Here is a 17,004-nt window from a genome sequence, read left to right as displayed (position 1 = left end):
CCGTCCCCGAGGTGTCTACGTGCCCCACTTCGTAACGCTGCTGTCGTTCCTTCTCCGCCAGTCCGACCATCCCGGGCGCGCGGCGCGACGGCTGGCGGCCGTGGTCGCGCTGGGCGTGGTGGGCGGCGCGGCCAGCACGGTGCTGCTCACGCTGATCAACAACATGCTGGCCCACCCGGCCCGCAACGACGCCCGGGCGTGGGCGGCGTTCGGCGCGCTGTGCGTGCTGCTGCCGGTGTCGCGCTTCGTGTCGCAGGTGCTGCTCATCCGGCTCACCCAGGCCACGGCGTCGGAGCTGCGCCTGCGGCTGACGCGGAAGATCATCTCCGCGCCGCTGCGCCGGCTCGAGACGCTGGGCGCGCCGCGCATGCTGGCGTCGCTCACCGAGGACGTGCAGACGCTCACGCTGGCGCTCACCAACGTGCCGATGGTCTTCCTTCACGGCACGGTGGTGGTCAGCTGCCTGGCGTACATGGCCTGGCTGTCGCTGCGGGTGTTCGGGCTGGTGCTGGCCGCGGTGGTGGTGGGGATCGTCTCCTACCAGCTCCCGCTGGTGTGGGCGCTGCGCCACTTCCGCCAGAGCCGGCAGACCTGGGACGCGCTGTTCGGGCACTTCCGCGGACTGGTCGACGGCACCAAGGAGCTGAAGCTGCACCATCCCCGCCGCCAGGCCTTCGTCGCCCGGCAGCTGGGCCCCACGGTGGCGAAGCTGCGCGACCACAACGTGGCCGGCGGGACGATCTACGCGCTGGCCAACTGCTGGGGGCAGGTGCTGTTCTTCGTGCTGATCGGCGCCGTCCTCTTCCTGGCGCCGCGGATGGGCGGGGTGCCGCAGCCGGTGCTCACCGGCTACACCCTGGCCATCCTCTACATGCTCACCCCGCTCGACGTGCTGATGAACCAGTTGGCCTCGCTGGGCCGCGGGGCCATCGCCGTGCGGGCGGTGGAAGAGCTGGGGCTGTCGCTGGGCGAGGACGGGCGCGAGGGAGATGCCGCGCCGGCTGCGGCGCCGTCGTTCCGCTCGCTGGAGATGGTGGGCGTGACCCACCGCTTCCACCGCGAGAACGAGGACGAGGTCTTCACCCTGGGCCCCATCGACCTGGCGTTGCGGCCGGGCGAGCTCCTCTTCGTGGTGGGCGGCAACGGCAGCGGCAAGACCACCTTCGCCAAGCTGCTGACCGCGCTCTACGCCCCCGAGAGCGGCGAGATCCGCCTGGACGGCCGGCGCGTGGGCCCGGCGGATGCCGACGCGTACCGGCAGCTCTTCTCCGCCGTCTTCTCCGACTTCTTCCTTTTCGACGTGCTCCTCGGCCTGGAGGGCGAGCGGCTCGACGAAGACGCGCGCGCCTACCTGGCGCGCCTGCACCTGGACCGCAAGGTCCGCGTGGAGGAGGGCGCGCTCTCGACCACCGAGCTGTCGCAGGGGCAGCGCAAGCGGCTGGCCCTGCTCACGGCCTACCTGGAAGACCGCCCCATCTACCTGTTCGACGAGTGGGCGGCCGACCAGGACCCGCTGTTCAAGGAGGTGTTCTACGCGCAGATCCTTCCCGGGCTGAAGGCGCGCGGCAAGGCGGTGGTGGTGATCACCCACGACGACCGCTACTACGGCGTGGCCGACCGGATCGTGCGGCTGGACTACGGGAAGATCGTGTACGACGGCGGCGTGGAGGAGCTTCCGCTCGCCGCCGCGCAGCTCGCGCCCGCCTGACGTGCGCGCCCCCGACTGGAGCACCGATGAGTGACCTGCAATACGCGGAGGCGGCCGGGCTCGCGCTCGCCGACCGCGCCGCGGAGGAGACCCCGCCGCCCCTCCCCGGCCACCTGGTCCGCGTCCGTCCCGGCGGGCTGGCGTTCTGGCGCTGCGCCGGGCTGCGCGGCGCCGGCTTCCCCGTCGCCGACGCGCTGCGGCTGGCCGCGCCCGAGGCCGCTCACGCGGCGGACGCCCTGCTCGAGGCGGAGCGCCGCGCGGGGGAGGCGGAGCGGGCGCTGCTGGAGAGCATCAACGCCGCGCTGGATACGCTGCGCGCGGAGGGGCGCTGGGACGATGCCGCGGCGCGCCACCCGCTCCTCGACGCGCGCTCGCGGGTGAAGGCCGGGAAGCTGCCGGCGGGCGATCTCCCCCCGGCGATAGCGGAGCGGGTGGAGGAGGCTCGACAGGCCCGCGAGGCGCTGGCCCCCGCGGCCGCGGCGTTCGAGCGCGGCCACGCCGCCGGGCTGCGCCAGACGTCGAAGGTGCTGCGCGAGCTCGCCGCCTCCGACCGCCTGCGCGAGGCCGTGACCTGGCAGAACCGCCAGGCGCTGCTCACCGCGCTCGACCCGCTCCTGGCCGCGCACGAGGACGGGCCGCGCGCCTCGAAGCAGCGGCAGCACGAGAGCCTGCTCGCCAGCTACGTGCAGCGCTACTGCGTGAAGAACGACACCATCGGCTTCTTCGGCCCCGTCGGCTGGGCCGAGCTGGTGGACGAGGGCGCGCCGATCGTGTCGCGCCCGGGGCCCGGGCTGGTGGCCGCCCGCCGGACCTACTTCGAGATGTGGGGGATCGAGGCGCTGGCGGCGTCGCTCTCCGCGCGGGAGGACTATCACCCCTGGCTCCGGCCGGTCCGCATCCCCACGATCCGCGTGGACGGCACGGTCCTCCACCACCCCGTCTACGGCGCCGTCTCCCTCCCGCTGGCCGACGCCGCCGCGCTGTCGATGTGCGACGGCACCCGCGCGGCGCGCGACATCGCCCGGGTGCTGGTGCGCCTCCCCGGCAGCCCCCTGCGCGGCGAGGCCGACGTCTTCCGGCACCTGCGGGAGATGGAGAGCCGCGGCCTGATCTGGTTCGGCCTCTACATCCCCTGGGACGTGCACCCCGAGCGGGTGCTGCGGCGCTGGATCGAGGGCGTGGGCGACGAGGCGCTGCGGCGCGAGGCGATGGAGAAGCTCGACGCGCTGGAGTCGGCGCGCGGCGAGGTGAGCGCCGCGGCGGGCGACTGGCGCGCGCTGGGCCCGGCGCTGGGCCGGCTGGACGAGACCTTCACGGAGATGACGGGCGTTGCGCCCACGCGCTCGGCGGGGGCGATGTACGCCGCGCGCACGCTGGTCTACGAGGACTGCCGCCGCGACGCCCAGGTGCGGCTGGGGCCGGAGCTGCTGCGCGCGCTGGACGAGCCGCTGTCGCTGCTGCTGCAGAGCGCGCGCTGGGTGACGGTGGAGTGCGCGGAGATCTGCACGCGCGTGGCGCGGGAGATCTACGACGACCTGGCGCGGAGCGACGGCTCGCCCGTGGTCGACGCCACCCGCCTCTGGCTGCGCCTCACCGGCACCTTCACCACCCGGCGGGAGGCTCTCTTCCACCCCGCCTTCGACGAGCTGAAGCGGCGCTGGGACGGGCTGCTGGCCGCCGAGCCATCGGCGCGCCGCGTCCATGCCCGCGCGGCCGAGCTGCGGCCGCGAGTGGAGGCGGCGTTCCCCGCGGCGGCGCCGGGGTGGCGCATGGCCCGCTACCACTCGCCCGACCTGATGATCGCGGCCGCCGGCCCGGAGGCCATCGCCCGCGGCGACTTCCACCTGGTGATGGGCGAGTGCCACCTGGCCGCCAACACGCTGGCCGCCTCGCTCTTCGCCCACCAGCACCCCGCGCCCGACACGCTGGCGGCGGCCATCGGGGTGGACCTGGGCGGCGCGCACGTGGTGCCCGTGGAGCCCCGCGAGTTCGGCGACTTCTCCGCGCGCACGGTGCGCGCGCTGCTGGCGCCCGAGGCGTTCCGGCTGGAGTGGAGCCGCGATTCGCTGGCGCCCCGCGGCTCGCCCCGCCTTCCCCTCTCCGCGCTGGTGGTGGAGGACGTCGGCGGCGAGCTGCGCGTGCGCTCGCGCGACGGCGCGCACCGCTTCGGGATCCTCGACCTGGTGGGCGAGCCGCTGGGGGGGATCGTCACCCACTCCTTCGGCGTGCTGACCGAGGGGCGGTATGTGCCGCGGCGCACCATCGACCGCCTGGTGATCTCGCGCGAGACCTGGCGCTTTGCCCCCGCCGAGCTGGGCTTCGCCTTCGAGAAGACGGAGGCCGGCCGCTTCCTGGGGGTGCGGCGGTGGGCGCGCGCGCAGGGGCTCCCCCGCTTCGTCTTCACCAAGGTCCCCGTGGAGCGCAAGCCCTGCTTCGTGGACCTCGACAGCGCGGTCTACGCCGAGCAGTTCGCCCGCCTGGTGCGCCGCCAGGCCGAGCAGGGGGCGCCGGACGACCTGGTGGGCGTCACCGAGATGCTCCCCGCTCCCGGCGACCTCTGGCTGCAGGATGCCGAGGGACGCCCCCACGTCAGCGAGCTGCGCATCGTCGTCGTCGACCACGGCGGCACCTCGACGGGCGAGGCCGCCGCATGACCTCTTCCCACACGCCCCGCGGGGTCCGTCTTCTCCGACGACCGGATCCCTGCCTCCCGAACCCGCACACACCCGGAACCGTGAACCGATCACCAGGCGGGGCGCGCCGCGCCGGCCACCCATTCGCTGGAGCGGGGGATGAAAACCGATAGTCACGAAAGCGTGCTCGATCCCCCCGCGCGGTCCGCGTGGGCGCTGGAGCCCGGCGTCCACGCGACGAACGGCGACGGCCTGCCGGCCGGCTTCAGCGTGTCGGGCGTGGTCCTCCCCGAGTCGGGCCCGGCGCGCGACGGGATCCTGGCCACCATCGGCAACACGCCGCTGGTCCGCCTCCGCCGGGCGCTGGGCGGGGTCCCCTTCCGCCTGTTCGCCAAGCTCGAGGCCTTCAACCCCGGCGGGAGCATCAAGGACCGCCCCGCGCTCCGCATCATCTCCGACGCGCTGGCCCGGGGCGAGATCGACGCCGGCACCACCGTCGTGGAAGCCAGCTCGGGGAACATGGGGATCGGGCTGGCGCAGGTGTGCGCCTACCAGGGGCTGCGCTTCGTCTGCGTGGTGGACGCACGGACGACCACGCAGAACATCGACATCCTGCGGGCCTACGGCGCGATTGTCGACGTCGTCACCGAGCCGCATCCCGTGACGGGCGACCTCCTCCAGGCCAAGCTCGACCGGGTGCGCCAGTGGCTGGAGACGGAGCCGAACTGCTTCTGGCCCAACCAGTACGCCAACCACAACAACTCGCGCTCGCACCACCGGACGATGGCCGAGATCGTCCACCAGGCCGGCGGGCACGTGGACTACCTCTTCTGCGCCACCGCCACCTGCGGCACGCTGCGCGGGTGCGCGGAATACGTGCGGCAGACGGGGCTCCGCACCCGCATCGTGGCGGTCGACGCGGTGGGGAGCGTGATCTTCGGCGGCCGCTCGTGCAAGCGCCTGATCCCCGGCCACGGCACCGCGCGCATGCCCGAGCTGCACGATCCCTCGCTCGGCGACCAGTTCGTCCAGGTGACCGACCTCGACTGCGTGGTCGGGTGCCGCCGCCTGCTGCGCGAGGAGGCGATCCTGGCAGGCGGCTCGTCGGGGGGGATCCTGATGGCGCTGCACGCGCTGCGCGACGAGATCGAGCCCCACGCCACCTGCGTGCTGGTCTTCCCCGACCGCGGCGAGCGCTACCTCGACACCATCTTCTCCGACGCCTGGGTGCGCGAGCACTTCGGTGCGGCGCAGCTCGCGCCCTTCCTCTCCCCCCAGCCGACACGGCCGACACGATGACGAAACTGGCAGACACCCCCCCGGCGGTCCGTCCCGCGCGGGCGGAGGCACGGAGCGGCGCGCCGCGCGCCGTGGGCGCGCGCGGGCTGGCGCTGGCCGCGCTCGCCGCCACCGTGGCGGCGCTGGGGCTGGGCTGGCTCCCCTACGTTCCCCCCGCGGCCAGGCCCGCGACGGCGCCGGCGGGCGAGTTCTCGGCGGCGCGCGCGCTCCCGCACCTGCAGCGCATCGCGCAGCGGCCGCGCCCGCCCGGCACCGCCGCGCACCGCGACGTGCAGCTCTATCTCCAGGCGCAGCTGCGCGCGCTCGGCCTGGAGCCGTCGGTGCAGACCACGACGGTGGCCGGCGAGGCGCGCGGCCGGCAGAACGTGGCCGCCACCGTCACCAACATCGCGGCCCGGCTCCCCGGGCGCGGCGGCAGCCACCAGGCGATCCTCCTCGTCACCCACTACGACGGCGTGGTGGGCGGCCCCGGCGCCAACGACGCGGGCGTCCCCGTGGCCGCGCTCCTCGAGACGCTGCGCGCGCTCCGCGCCGGACCGCCGCTGCGCGACGACGTCATCGTGCTCTTCACCGACGGCGAGGAGTCCGGCCTGCTGGGGGCGCGCGCGTTCAGCGAGGCGCACCCCTGGGCGAAGGACGTGCGGCTGGTGCTGAACTTCGACGCGCGCGGCACCCGCGGCCCGGCCATGATGTTCGAGACGAGCCGCGGCAACGGCTGGCTGGCGCGCGGGTTCGCCCGGGGCGCCGACGCGCCGGTGGGGAGCTCGCTCTTCTACGAGATCTACCGGCTCCTTCCCAACGACACCGACTTCAGCGTGTTCAGGCGCGGCGGCGTGGCGGGGATGAACTTCGCCTACGTCGGCGGGCTCACCGGGTACCACACCCGGCTCGACGACCTGGCCTCGGTGGACGCGCGCAACGTGCAGCACCAGGGCGCGTACGCGCTGGGGCTCGCGCGCCGCTTCGGCGCCGCCGACCTCCCCGCGCGGGCGGGGGGCGACGCCGTCTTCTTCAACGTTCCCCTGCTCGGCCTGGTCACCTACGGCGTGGGGTGGGCCGTGCCTCTCGCCGCCGCCGCGTTCCTGCTCCTCCTGGTGGTGATCGGCCGGGGGGTGCGCGCCCGCGCGCTGCGGCCGGGGCGCACCGTGCTCGGCTTCTTCGGGTTCCTGGGGATGCTGGTCCTGCTCGGCGTGGTGCTCACCGGCGTGTGGCAGCTGGTCCGCGCCACCCACGCCGCGTACGCCTGGATGCCGATGGGCGAGACGTACAACGGCGCGCTCTACTTCGCCGCGTTCGTCCTCCTCGCCGTCGCCTTCACCGGCGCGGCGCACCGCTGGGCCCGCAAGCGACTCACCGCCGCCGAGCTGCTGGCCTCGGCCCTTCTCGCGTGGGGGGTGATGGCGCTGGCGTTCGGCCTCGTCTTCCCCGGCGGCGGCTATCTCTGGCTCTGGCCCACCCTCTCCGGCGCGGCCGGGCTGTGGGCGCTGCTCCGCGGCGGCGCCGAGCCCGACGAGCGGCGGCTGCTGGCGGCGGGGCTGGGCGCCCTTCCCGCGCTGCTGCTGATGGGACCCGTCGTCTGGCTGCTGTACCTGGGGATGACGGTGCAGGCCGTGGGGCTGCTGATGGTGCTGGTGGCGCTGGTGCTGGGCCTGATGCTCCCGCACCTGGAGCTGGCGCAGCGCGCGGGCGGACGGGCCTGGCTCCTCGCGCCCGCGCTGGCCGCCGTGGTCCTGCTGGGCGTGGCGGAGACGCGGTCGTCGTTCGACGCCCGGCATCCCCGGCCGAACAGCCTCTTCTACGTGATGGACGCGGCGCGCAACCAGGCGGCGTGGGCGAGCAGCGACGCGGTTCCGGACGCGTGGACGTCGCGCTTCCTGGGGGCCAATCCCCGGCCCGGGCCGCTCTCCGACTACTTCCCGGCCGTGGACTACCGCTTCCTGCGGAACGCCGCCCCCGCCGTGGCCTCGCCGCTGCCGCCGCGGCTGCAGCTGCTCTCCGACGAGCGGCGGGCGGACGGACGGGTCCTGCGCGTCCGCGTGACGTCGCAGCGCGGCGCCGAGCAGGTGTGGGTGAACGTGGCGCCGGGGACGGAGATCGCGGCCTCGGTGAACGGCCGCGCGCTGGGCGGCGGCGACCGTGGCGGCGAGCCGTGGAGCCTGCGCTACGTGGGCCTTCCCGCGGAAGGGATCGAGCTGACGCTGCGGGTGAAGGGGACGGGCGCGGTGAGCATCCAGGCGATCGACCGCACCAGCGGCCTCCCGGCGCTCCCGGAGGTCGCGCGGAACCCGCGCCCGGCCGAGACCATGTCGACGCCGATCCTCAACACCCTGCAGGACGCCACCTTCATGGCGGCGACGCTGGTGGTCCCCGCCGCCTGAGGGACGCGGACGAGCCCGGGTCGGCCGCGCGGGCGGACCCGGGGCCTCGCGTTTTCGGACGTTCGGGGAGAAACTTATGATCAGGATCGCCGCGACCGCCGGATCGCGCGAGGGAGCACTCCGGCCGGCGGCGGCGCGGGTTGCATGAGGTCACCCACGAGGGCGGGACGCAGGTAGACACGCGAGGCGCAGACCGCGCCCGCCGTCGGGCCACATCACGAGGGATCAACGATGAACGACTGGAGCAACGAGGTTCGCAAGCGCCTTGCCGGGTTGCGCCTCGATCCCGCCGAAGAGGCGCGGATCGGCGAGGAGCTGGCGCGGCGGGCGGAAGGCCGGTACCAGGAGCTGCTCGCCCGCGGCGTCCCCGAGGAGCAGGCGGTCCGCGACACGATCGCCGGGCTGGAAAGGGAGGAGATGCTGGGGCGGGTGATGGGCGGCGCCGCCCGCACCTCCGCGCCGGAGCCGGCCGCGCCGGGCAGGGCGCGCGGCGGCGGGTTCCTGGAGTCGCGGTGGAGCGACATCCGCTACGCGCTGCGGCTGCTGCGCCGCAACCCGCTCTACACGGCGGTGATCGTCCTCTCGCTCGCGCTGGGGATCGGCGCCAACACGGCGGTGTTCAGCGTGGTCGACGCGGTGCTGCTGCAGCCGCCGCCGTTCAAGGACCCGGATGGCCTGGTGATGATCTGGGAGACGGACCGGAACAGCGACACCCGGCACGAGCCCGCCTCCTGGCCCGACATCCAGGACTTCCGCCAGCGGAGCCGCACGGTGACGGCGATCGGCGCGCTCACGGGGATGGAGGCGACGCTGGCCACGCCCGGACGCGATCCCGAGCGCCTGTCGGCGGTGGGCGTGACGCCCAACCTCCCTTCGGTGCTGGGCGTGCAGCCCATCGCGGGTCGACTCTTCAACGCGGGCGAGGGGGCGGCCGGCGGCGCGCCGGTGGCCATCCTCAGCGAGCGGTTCTGGCGCAGCCGCTTCAACGGCGACCGGGGGATCGTCGGCCGCACGGTGGTGCTCAACGAGAAACCCACCACCGTCGTGGGCGTGCTCCCGGCGGAAGCCAGCCTGGGGGTCGAGCAGATCCACGCCAAGGCCGACTACTCCGCCACCTACGCGGGGGGCGAGGTGCAGGTGTGGCTGGCGCTCGAGCCCTCGGCCGACGCCTTCCCCCGCGAGACGCATCCCTTCCTCACCGTCGGCCGCCTCGCGCCGGGAACCACCGCCGCCGCCGCGCAGCGCGAGCTCGCGGGGATCTCGGCGGATCTCGAGAAGAGCTATCCGGAGAACAAGGCGCGCGGCGTGAACGTGGCCTCGTACACCGACGTGGTGTTCGGCGACAGCCGCACGCCGCTGATGATCCTGCTCGGCGCGGCCGCGCTGGTCCTGCTGGTGGTGTGCGCCAACGTGGCCAATCTCCTGCTGGCGCGCATGACCGCGCGCCGCCGCGAGCTGGCGGTGCGCACCGCGCTCGGCGCCCAGGGCGCGCGCATCTCCCTGCAGCTGCTCACCGAGAGCCTGGTGGTCACCTTCTTCGGCGCGGTCGCGGGCGTGCTGCTGGCGCTGGCGGCGCTCAAGGTGCTGGTGGCGATGGCGCCCGCCTCGATCCCGCGTCTCCAGTCGGTGTCCATCAACGGGACGGTGCTCGCGTTCACCGCGGCCATCGCCGCCGTGGCGGCAATCGCGTTCGGGATGGTGCCCGTGATCCACGCCCGCCGTGCCGACATTCGCACCATGCTCCAGGACGGCGGCACGCGCACCTCGGAAGGGCGCGGCGCGCGGCGCTTCCGGGCGGGGCTGGTGGTCTCCGAGGTGGCGCTGGCGGTGGCGCTGGTGATCGGCGCGGGGCTGCTCCTGCGCAGCTTCCGCGAGCTGCGGCGGGTCGATCCGGGGTTCCGCACCACCGGCGTGCTGAAGGCCGAGTACCAGCTGCCGGAGACGCGCTACCCGGTCGACTTCTCCACGTGGCCCGACCTCCCCAAGATCAACAACTTCCACGCGGAGCTGCTGCGGCAGGTGGCGGCCATCCCCGGCGTCGAGTCGGCCGCGCTGGCGGGCGTCGATCCGCTCGACGCGGGGATCACCAACTCCTTCGCGATCGAGGGGCGTGCCGAGGAGTCGGGCGCGCACCCCGAGATCCGTACCCGCTTCATCACCCCCACCTACCAGCGGACGCTGGGGGTGCCGATCATCTCCGGCCGCGCCTTCCGCGACGGCGACGACGTGAAGTCGGCCCGCGTGGCCGTCATCAACCGCGCGGCGGCCGAGCGCTACTTCAAGGGAGCGGACCCGATCGGGCAGCAGATCAGCTTCTGGCGGGTCAGCTGGCAGATCGTGGGGGTGATGGGCGACGAGCGCTTCCGCGGCCTCGACCGCGAGAGTGAGCCCGCCGTGTACGTGCCGCTGGCGCAGGCCCCGATGGCGCACGCCACCCTCCTGGTGCGCACCCGCGGCGAGCCCGAGTCCGTCGTGCCGGCGGTCCGCGGCGTGCTGCGCGCGCTCGACCCGCAGATCGCGCTGTACGGCGTGGAGCCGCTGCACGAGACGCTGCTGCGGAAGACCGCGCAGTCCCGCTTCGTCACCGTGCTGCTGATGGTGTTCGGCGGGCTGGCGATCCTGCTGGCGCTGGTGGGGCTCAACGGGGTGCTGGGGTACGCCGTGGTCCAGCGCGCGCCCGAGCTGGGGATCCGCATGGCGCTGGGCGCCACCAGCGGCGACGTGCTGCGGATGGTGGTGGGAGAGGGGGTCCGCCTGGCCGCGCTGGGCGTGGCGATCGGAGCGGCGGCGGCGCTGTTCGGCTCGCGCCTGCTGTCGAGCCTCCTCTACGGGGTCTCGGGGACGGACGCGCTCACCTACGTGGCCGTGGCGCTCGGCGCGCTGGGGGCGGCGGCGGTGGCCAGCTGGCTCCCCGCCCGCCGGGCGACGTCGATCGAGCCGAACCAGGTGCTGCGGATGGAATAGGGGTGGCCGGCGCGGCGGCGCGCGTCCGCGCCGCCGCGCCCCCTCCCGCAATGGGCGACGTGATCATCTCGGCGAATACGTCGCAGTACGACGCGCGGACCGGGCGCGGCTGAAGCTGGCCGGGAACCGGACCCCGATCCCCCTGAACCCTGTGTTTTTCTCATGAGCAACGGCAACGGAAACGGTAAAGGCGACGCGCTCATCCGGCTCGAGGGCGTCAGCAAGGTGTTCCTCACCGAAGACGTGGAGACGCACGCGCTGTCGGGCGTGCACCTGGAGATCGCGAAGGGCGACTACGTGGCCATCGCGGGCCCGTCGGGCTGCGGCAAGACCACGCTGCTGTCCATCCTGGGGCTGCTGGACTCGCCCAGCGGCGGCACCTACCTGCTGAACGGCCAGCCGGTTTCGGGACTGAGCGCGGCCGAGCGCGCGCTCATCCGCAACCGCGAGATCGGCTTCGTCTTCCAGGCGTTCAACCTGATCGGCGACCTGACCGTGAAGGAGAACGTGGAGCTGCCGCTGACCTACCGTGGCATGTCGGCGGCCGAGCGGACGAAGCGGGTGAAGGAGGCGCTGGAGAAGGTGGGGATGAGCCACCGCATGGGGCACTATCCCAGCCAGCTCTCCGGCGGGCAGCAGCAGCGCGTTGCGGTGGCCCGCGCCATCGCTGGCTCGCCCTCGGTGCTGCTGGCCGACGAGCCCACGGGGAACCTGGACTCGGCCAACAGTGAGCAGGTGATGGCGCTGCTGCGCGAGCTGCACGCCGAGGGCGCCCCCATCTGCATGGTCACCCACGATCCGCGCTACGCCGAGCACGCCCGGCGCAGCGTGCACCTCTTCGACGGCCAGGTGGTGGCCGACGAGAGCAGCGGCGTGGCCGCCGAGCTGGAGCGCCACGGCTTCGAGGTCCACGCGTAGGCATGGTCCGGCGGGCCGGCGGGGCGCGGGGGAGGCACTGCCTCCGCCGCCCGCGCCGGCGCCTGGCGAGCTGGAAGGGCGCGGTCAGGTAGACCGCGCCTCGGGTTTTTGGTTGAATTTTAGGGCCTGTCGCACGCGTTCCGCGACGATCGCCCCCGTAGCTCAGCCAGGATAGAGCAGCGGTTCCCTTGAGCATGCTGGGCCCAATTTCCTGAACTTTCGTCAGGAGGGCCGTAAACGCGTGGGCAGGGCGCCCGGCCGGATGACGGGTGGAGTCGGTGATCTCGCGCGCACCGGTCTGCGGGGCGTGGGCCGGTCAGGTCCCTGCCGGCCCGGAGCGCAAGTAGCGTAGCGGCGAGTCGGCGAGCACCTTCCGGAGCGCACCGACCTGTTCCTCCGTCGACTTCCGCATCCAGTCTTCGGGCGCCCTCGCGAAGGCCTCCTCCAGCAACGGCTGCGCCTGTTCCTCGCCGTCCAGGCCGAGGACTGCCTCCGCGCGCGTCGCGAGGACCCAGTACCGGCCCGCCTCGTATTGCTTCACCGCCTTGGGCGTTGCGTCCTTCCCTGTCGGTCCCGGGTTCGTCTCGATCCACCTGTCGCAGATCGCGAGCACCTCGCGGCGGACCCTTCGCGCCTGCACGAAGTCGGCGATCGCCTCCGCCGGGTCCGGTTGCGCGACGGCGCGCTGGTTCAGCAGGAAGGCCAGGTTGATGCCGTTGTAGTAGTCGTTGCGCAGGTAGAACCCGCGCTCTACCGCTCGGATCGCCTCATCGAGGTGCCGGCGCTCGCCGGTGAGCGTCCACAGGCGCTTATGCACCGCCTGCCACAGCCCCAGCGTCTCCGGGTCGTTCGACGTCTCCGGGTCCAGCAGCCTCAGCAGGCCCTGCGCTTCGAGGAGCGCCGTCTTTTCGTCCGGCTTCTTGCTCTTGCTCTTGTAGGTGACGAGCGCCAGACGTTGGAGGATATAGGCATCTTCGGGCGGCTCGGCCCCGGCAACCGCCGCGCCTTCGGGCGCGAGCGCGGCCCGCAGAGCCTCGCGGCGCATCCGCCTGACGGTGGATAGCAGGGTCTTCGCCGTCTCGAAGTCTCCCTGTGCCTGGGCTTCGTCCACCTGCTGCATCAGGCTGCTATGCGTCGCATCGGCCCGGACGTCGGTCTCGGGTGCGACACCCCCGGCCGTGGCGACCGCCGGAGGCTGCAGCCCCCGCAGGAAGGTGTACACCGGGCTGTCCGGGGCGCGCGGGTTCTCCGCCATGATCTTCCGGATCGCGATCGTCAGTTCCTCGCGGAAGCGCATCACCTCCTCGTAGCCGATGTCCTCGCCCAGGTGCCGGTACTGGCGGAACACGAGGTGGCTGAGGTCGAAGGGAAAGGTCTTGTTTCCGTCCTCGGCCACCACGACGGTGGTGTACGGCCGCAGCGCGTGGCGGATCCCCAGCTCGTACAGCGCGTTCCGGTTCGAGGTCGACAGGTCCGCCACGACCACGTCGGCGTTGAGCAGTTGCTCGTACATGGGAACGTCGATTACACCCGAGTGCACGATCTCGTCGGCGCGGATGCAGGTCAGCCCGGCCGCCTCGGCGGCCGGCTTGATGATGTTCCGGTAAGACTTGTCCAGGTCCAGGGTGCGCCCCGTCTCGAAGTCGGTCTTCTTGCCGAAGCCCATGATGACGAAGCAGGTTCCGCCCGTCTCAGCGTGCGCGCTGTCAGCTGGCATGCGGACGTCTCCGGGTCTGGCGGTAGACTGAAAGCGGGTGTTGGAGCGCGCTGCTTGCGTCAATATTGCCCCAGGATCAAGAATCGCATATCTATGCGTCCGAGCGCAAGCAAGCGTTTCCCTGTCGCACCCGGGAATCATGCCGAAGAAAAAAGTCTTCGTGAGCTACGATCACAGCGAGGATGCCCGGTACAAGCGGCTCCTCCAGGCATGGGACGCGAACCCGGAGTTCGCCTTCGAGTTCGACAGCCGCGGGCCGGACGTCCCGATCGACAGCGTCCGCGCGGCGACCGTAAAGCAGGTGCTGACGCGCATGATGAAGGACGCCACTCACCTCCTGGTGCTCGTCGGCGAGAAGACTGCTTGCAGCAAGTGGGTGACGTGGGAGATCGAGCGCGCGAAGCAGCCGGATGTGAAGCTGAAGCTCGCGGCGGTGAAGCTCGCGAAGGCGAACGCGACTCCGCCCGGCCTCCTCGGAACGGGCACCGCCTGGGCCACGAGCTTCGAGCGCGACCGCCTCGTGGACGCGCTGAGGATTGCATCGAACAACTACTGAGCGACGCCCGGCACCTTCCAGGCCCGCACAACCCGCCGCTGAATAGAACCGATGAGCACGCCGGTCTTCATCTCCTACAACTTCGTGAGTGATCGGGAATACGCCCACAACATCGGTGTGTTCTTCCAGCCGCGTGGTCCATGCCAGGGCACGCCGCGCTTCGTAAAAGATGTGTCCGCCGGCGGCGACCGCGCGATCGACGATGAGATCCGCCGGGCGATGGACGGCTGCGTCGCCGCCGTGTTCGTCTGCGGGCAAAACTCCCACAACAGTCCCTGGATCAACCGCGAGGCACAGCTGGCGATCAGCCTCGGCCTGGGGATCGTGGCTCTCCGGGCGCCGGGCGCCCTGGGCGGCATCCCGGCCGAACTGGAGGCCGTGAACCCACCGCTGGTTCCGTGGGACTCGGATGCCTTCTGCGCCGCGCTGAACCGCGTCATCGCGCAGGCCGTCGCCGCACGGACTGGCTGACAATCCCGACGCGGCCGGCGGCGGTCACCAGATCTCCGTCGCGCGGCGCGCTTCGCTTTCCACCACGCGGGAGCCGCCGTGTCTCCTCTGCTTTCAACGCTCCCGGCAGGCTCCGTGGTCGCGCTGGCAGGCCGCCGCCCGGATGCGCCCGATGCCGAGCGGCCCCGCTTCCCGGCGAGCGAGTTCCCCCGTGTCCGCCGCGAGCTCGCGGCGCTGCTCCAGCCGGGTGTGCAGGCGCTGGTCTGCTCGGCCGCGTGCGGCGCCGACCTGCTCGCACTGGAGGCGGCGGGCGCGGCAGGGATCGAAGGTCACGTGGTGCTCCCCTTCGACGCGCGGACGTTCCGTGCTACCTCGGTGGTGGACCGGCCGGGCGATTGGGGGCCGCTGTACGACCGGCTGATCGCCGAGGCCGGGCGCTCCGGCCGGCTGGAGGTCGGCACGGGCGATCCGGGTGACCCGGAGGTCTACCTCCGCGCCAACGAGCGCATCGTGCAACTGGCGGTGGAGCTGGCGGGTGAGGACGGCGCGCGGCGGCCGCGTGCGGCGGTCGTGGTGTGGGAGGGAGCGCCGCGAGGCGACAACGACGCGACCGAGGACTTCCGCCGGCGCGCCGAAGCGGGTGGGTTCACGCTGACAGTCGTGCGTACGGTCTGATGCGGTAGGTTTGTGGGTTCACGGCGCGACCAGAGACCGTCCGGCCCGCACCCACAGCCGGCGGGGCATGGCGGACGACCCACATTTCGCGCCGGGCGCTACGAAGCAGCGGGTAACGCATACCTCACCTGTGGCATCCCGGTCGGCTCGGCACACACGCTGAAGCGACTGCCTCCTCAGCAGGAGGCCGCTGGTTCGAGTCCGGCCGGGCCTATCCAGAACGGCCATGCGGCACCGATCCCACGGGCGGCGCGGGGCGGAGGAGGCAGCACCTCCGCCGCCCCGCGTCGACGCCTGGCGAGCTGGAAGGGGCGCGGGTCAGGTTGACCGCGCCTCGTCCTTTCGGTTAAATTTCAACACTCATCGCACGCGTTCCCGCGACGATCGCCCCCGTAGCTCAGCCAGGATAGAGCAGCGGTTTCCTAAACCGAAGGTCACAGGTTCAAGTCCTGTCGGGGGCATAGACACAATGACCCGTAGGGCGGCAACTCAAGCCGTCTGCGGGTTTTTGTTTTAGCTCACGTTGAGCGCTAGTTAATACGCGAAGAGCAAGCGGCTGACCTGCGGTGGACTAGCCGCACCAGCGTTCTCTCCGATGTACTTCACGACGCACGCCGGATGGATCGCATTTTCCTCGGTCCGCGTTCTTGCGTGATCGTGTGCCGGGAAGCGGATCTCTCAACGGCCCCCGATCGGGGCAGCTCACACCAACCGAGGCTCGCCATCTCCAGCGCGCCGGCAAGGATGGTCCGCAGCGATTCCTGGAGGCGCGTTCTCATCAGGGGTGGCGTGGATCGCGGCGGAAGCCACCCTCGCCGTTTCGCTGGTGCATGCTCGCAGCGGTGCGTATGATCGTGCCCATGCACGAGGCCACCATCCTGGTGATCGACGACGAGCCGCAGATCCGGCGCGTGGTGCGCAACGCGCTGGAGGGCGACGCCGTGCGCGTGCTCGAGGCGGCCACGGGGCGCGACGGGATCGACCGCGCGGCGGCGGAGCGGCCGGACCTCATCGTGCTGGACCTGGGCCTCCCCGACCTGGCCGGGGCCAGCGTCTGCACCGAGGTGCGCCGGTGGTCCACGGCGCCCATCGTGGTGCTGTCGGCCCGACACTCCGAGCACGAGAAGGTGGCGCTGCTCGACGCGGGCGCGGACGACTACGTGACCAAGCCCTTCAGCACGGCCGAGCTGCAGGCCCGCGTGCGCGCCCAGCTGCGCCGCGCTCGCACCGGCCCGCGCGCGGGCGACGCCGGCCCGGTCGAGGTCGAGGGGCTCCGCATCGACCTCGCGCGGCGCATCCTGTCGCGCGGCGGTGAAGAGATCCACCTGACCCCGACCGAGTGGGACCTGCTCCGCGCCTTCGTGTCGAACGCCGGCCGCACCCTCACGCACGACCAGATCTTCCGCGCGGTGTGGGGCCGCGCCGGCGGCGGCGACCCGCAGGCGTACCTGCGCGTGCACGTGGCCAACCTGCGCCGCAAGGTCGAGCGCGACTCCGTGCGGCCGGCGCTGATCGTCACCGAGCCGGGGCTCGGCTACCGGTTCCGCGCGCTGGACTGAGCCATGGCCGGGGCCGACGGCGGCGGGCGCGGCGCCGTGGAGTGGGCCACGTGGGCCGCCGCGCTGGCCGCGCTGGCCGCGCTGGCCGCGCTGGCCGCGATGGTGGCTTTTCGCGGGCACCTCGACAAGCAGCAGGCGCAGGGATGC

11 protein-coding genes and 1 tRNA gene are annotated in these 17,004 nt (G+C 72.7%); 11 read left to right on the top strand and 1 reads right to left on the bottom strand.

The genetic code is table 11. From position 1 onward, the window contains the following. Nucleotides 1-19: 19 nt before the first annotated feature. The 6 genes from VF092_00060 (at nucleotide 20) to VF092_00035 (ending at nucleotide 11,900) form a co-directional block, all read left to right on the top strand. On the top strand, nucleotides 20-1,708 hold the full coding sequence (locus tag VF092_00060) for a cyclic peptide export ABC transporter (protein ID HEX6745674.1): 1,689 nt from the start codon (nucleotides 20-22) through the stop codon (nucleotides 1,706-1,708). Between the two features lie 26 nt (nucleotides 1,709-1,734). After that, complete coding sequence (locus VF092_00055; protein ID HEX6745673.1) at nucleotides 1,735-4,362, top strand: lantibiotic dehydratase; 2,628 nt, start codon at nucleotides 1,735-1,737, stop codon at nucleotides 4,360-4,362. 138 nt (nucleotides 4,363-4,500) lie between these two features. Continuing rightward, nucleotides 4,501-5,640: a 2,3-diaminopropionate biosynthesis protein SbnA gene (gene sbnA / locus VF092_00050; protein ID HEX6745672.1), complete on the top strand. Its 1,140-nt coding sequence runs from the start codon at nucleotides 4,501-4,503 to the stop codon at nucleotides 5,638-5,640. Next, the gene (locus tag VF092_00045; GenBank protein ID HEX6745671.1) at nucleotides 5,637-8,018 is read left to right on the top strand and encodes a M20/M25/M40 family metallo-hydrolase; all 2,382 of its coding nucleotides are present in this window, start codon (nucleotides 5,637-5,639) and stop codon (nucleotides 8,016-8,018) included. Before sbnA ends, VF092_00045 begins: the two co-directional genes overlap by 4 nt. Before the next feature lie 231 nt (nucleotides 8,019-8,249). Continuing rightward, nucleotides 8,250-10,982: an ABC transporter permease gene (locus tag VF092_00040; GenBank protein ID HEX6745670.1), complete on the top strand. Its 2,733-nt coding sequence runs from the start codon at nucleotides 8,250-8,252 to the stop codon at nucleotides 10,980-10,982. 162 nt (nucleotides 10,983-11,144) lie between these two features. Further along, nucleotides 11,145-11,900: an ABC transporter ATP-binding protein gene (locus VF092_00035; GenBank protein HEX6745669.1), complete on the top strand. Its 756-nt coding sequence runs from the start codon at nucleotides 11,145-11,147 to the stop codon at nucleotides 11,898-11,900. Nucleotides 11,901-12,216: 316 nt separating this feature from the next. Here the strand turns inward: VF092_00035 and VF092_00030 are convergent, their stop codons facing one another. Continuing rightward, complete coding sequence (locus tag VF092_00030) at nucleotides 12,217-13,617, bottom strand: tetratricopeptide repeat-containing protein (protein HEX6745668.1); 1,401 nt, start codon at nucleotides 13,615-13,617, stop codon at nucleotides 12,217-12,219. 139 nt (nucleotides 13,618-13,756) lie between these two features. Between VF092_00030 and VF092_00025 the strand changes: the two genes are divergently transcribed. The 5 genes from VF092_00025 (at nucleotide 13,757) to VF092_00005 (ending at nucleotide 16,857) form a co-directional block, all read left to right on the top strand. After that, nucleotides 13,757-14,173, top strand: a complete 417-nt coding sequence (locus VF092_00025) for a TIR domain-containing protein (GenBank protein HEX6745667.1) — start codon at nucleotides 13,757-13,759, stop codon at nucleotides 14,171-14,173. Between the two features lie 51 nt (nucleotides 14,174-14,224). After that, nucleotides 14,225-14,644, top strand: coding sequence for a toll/interleukin-1 receptor domain-containing protein (locus VF092_00020; GenBank protein HEX6745666.1), 420 nt, complete (start codon nucleotides 14,225-14,227; stop codon nucleotides 14,642-14,644). Nucleotides 14,645-14,758: 114 nt separating this feature from the next. Further along, nucleotides 14,759-15,298 (top strand): hypothetical protein, encoded by a 540-nt coding sequence (locus VF092_00015; protein ID HEX6745665.1) that lies wholly within the window; start codon nucleotides 14,759-14,761, stop codon nucleotides 15,296-15,298. A gap of 386 nt (nucleotides 15,299-15,684) precedes the next feature. After that, nucleotides 15,685-15,759 (top strand) — tRNA-Arg (locus VF092_00010). Nucleotides 15,760-16,146: 387 nt separating this feature from the next. Then, nucleotides 16,147-16,857 (top strand): response regulator transcription factor, encoded by a 711-nt coding sequence (locus VF092_00005; GenBank protein HEX6745664.1) that lies wholly within the window; start codon nucleotides 16,147-16,149, stop codon nucleotides 16,855-16,857. Nucleotides 16,858-17,004 lie beyond the last annotated feature (147 nt).

Source organism: Longimicrobium sp. (genome assembly GCA_036377595.1).
GTDB lineage: Bacteria > Gemmatimonadota > Gemmatimonadetes > Longimicrobiales > Longimicrobiaceae > Longimicrobium.
This window is presented reverse-complemented; position numbering and strand designations above follow the sequence as displayed.

Coding starts and splice junctions, on each gene's coding strand:
- VF092_00055 (HEX6745673.1), top strand. CDS start 1,735: ATGAGTGACCTGCAATACGCGGAGGCGGCCGGGCTCGCGCTCGCCGAC.
- sbnA (HEX6745672.1), top strand. CDS start 4,501: ATGAAAACCGATAGTCACGAAAGCGTGCTCGATCCCCCCGCGCGGTCC.
- VF092_00045 (HEX6745671.1), top strand. CDS start 5,637: ATGACGAAACTGGCAGACACCCCCCCGGCGGTCCGTCCCGCGCGGGCG.
- VF092_00040 (HEX6745670.1), top strand. CDS start 8,250: ATGAACGACTGGAGCAACGAGGTTCGCAAGCGCCTTGCCGGGTTGCGC.
- VF092_00035 (HEX6745669.1), top strand. CDS start 11,145: ATGAGCAACGGCAACGGAAACGGTAAAGGCGACGCGCTCATCCGGCTC.
- VF092_00030 (HEX6745668.1), bottom strand. CDS start 13,617: ATGCCAGCTGACAGCGCGCACGCTGAGACGGGCGGAACCTGCTTCGTC.
- VF092_00025 (HEX6745667.1), top strand. CDS start 13,757: ATGCCGAAGAAAAAAGTCTTCGTGAGCTACGATCACAGCGAGGATGCC.
- VF092_00020 (HEX6745666.1), top strand. CDS start 14,225: ATGAGCACGCCGGTCTTCATCTCCTACAACTTCGTGAGTGATCGGGAA.
- VF092_00005 (HEX6745664.1), top strand. CDS start 16,147: ATGATCGTGCCCATGCACGAGGCCACCATCCTGGTGATCGACGACGAG.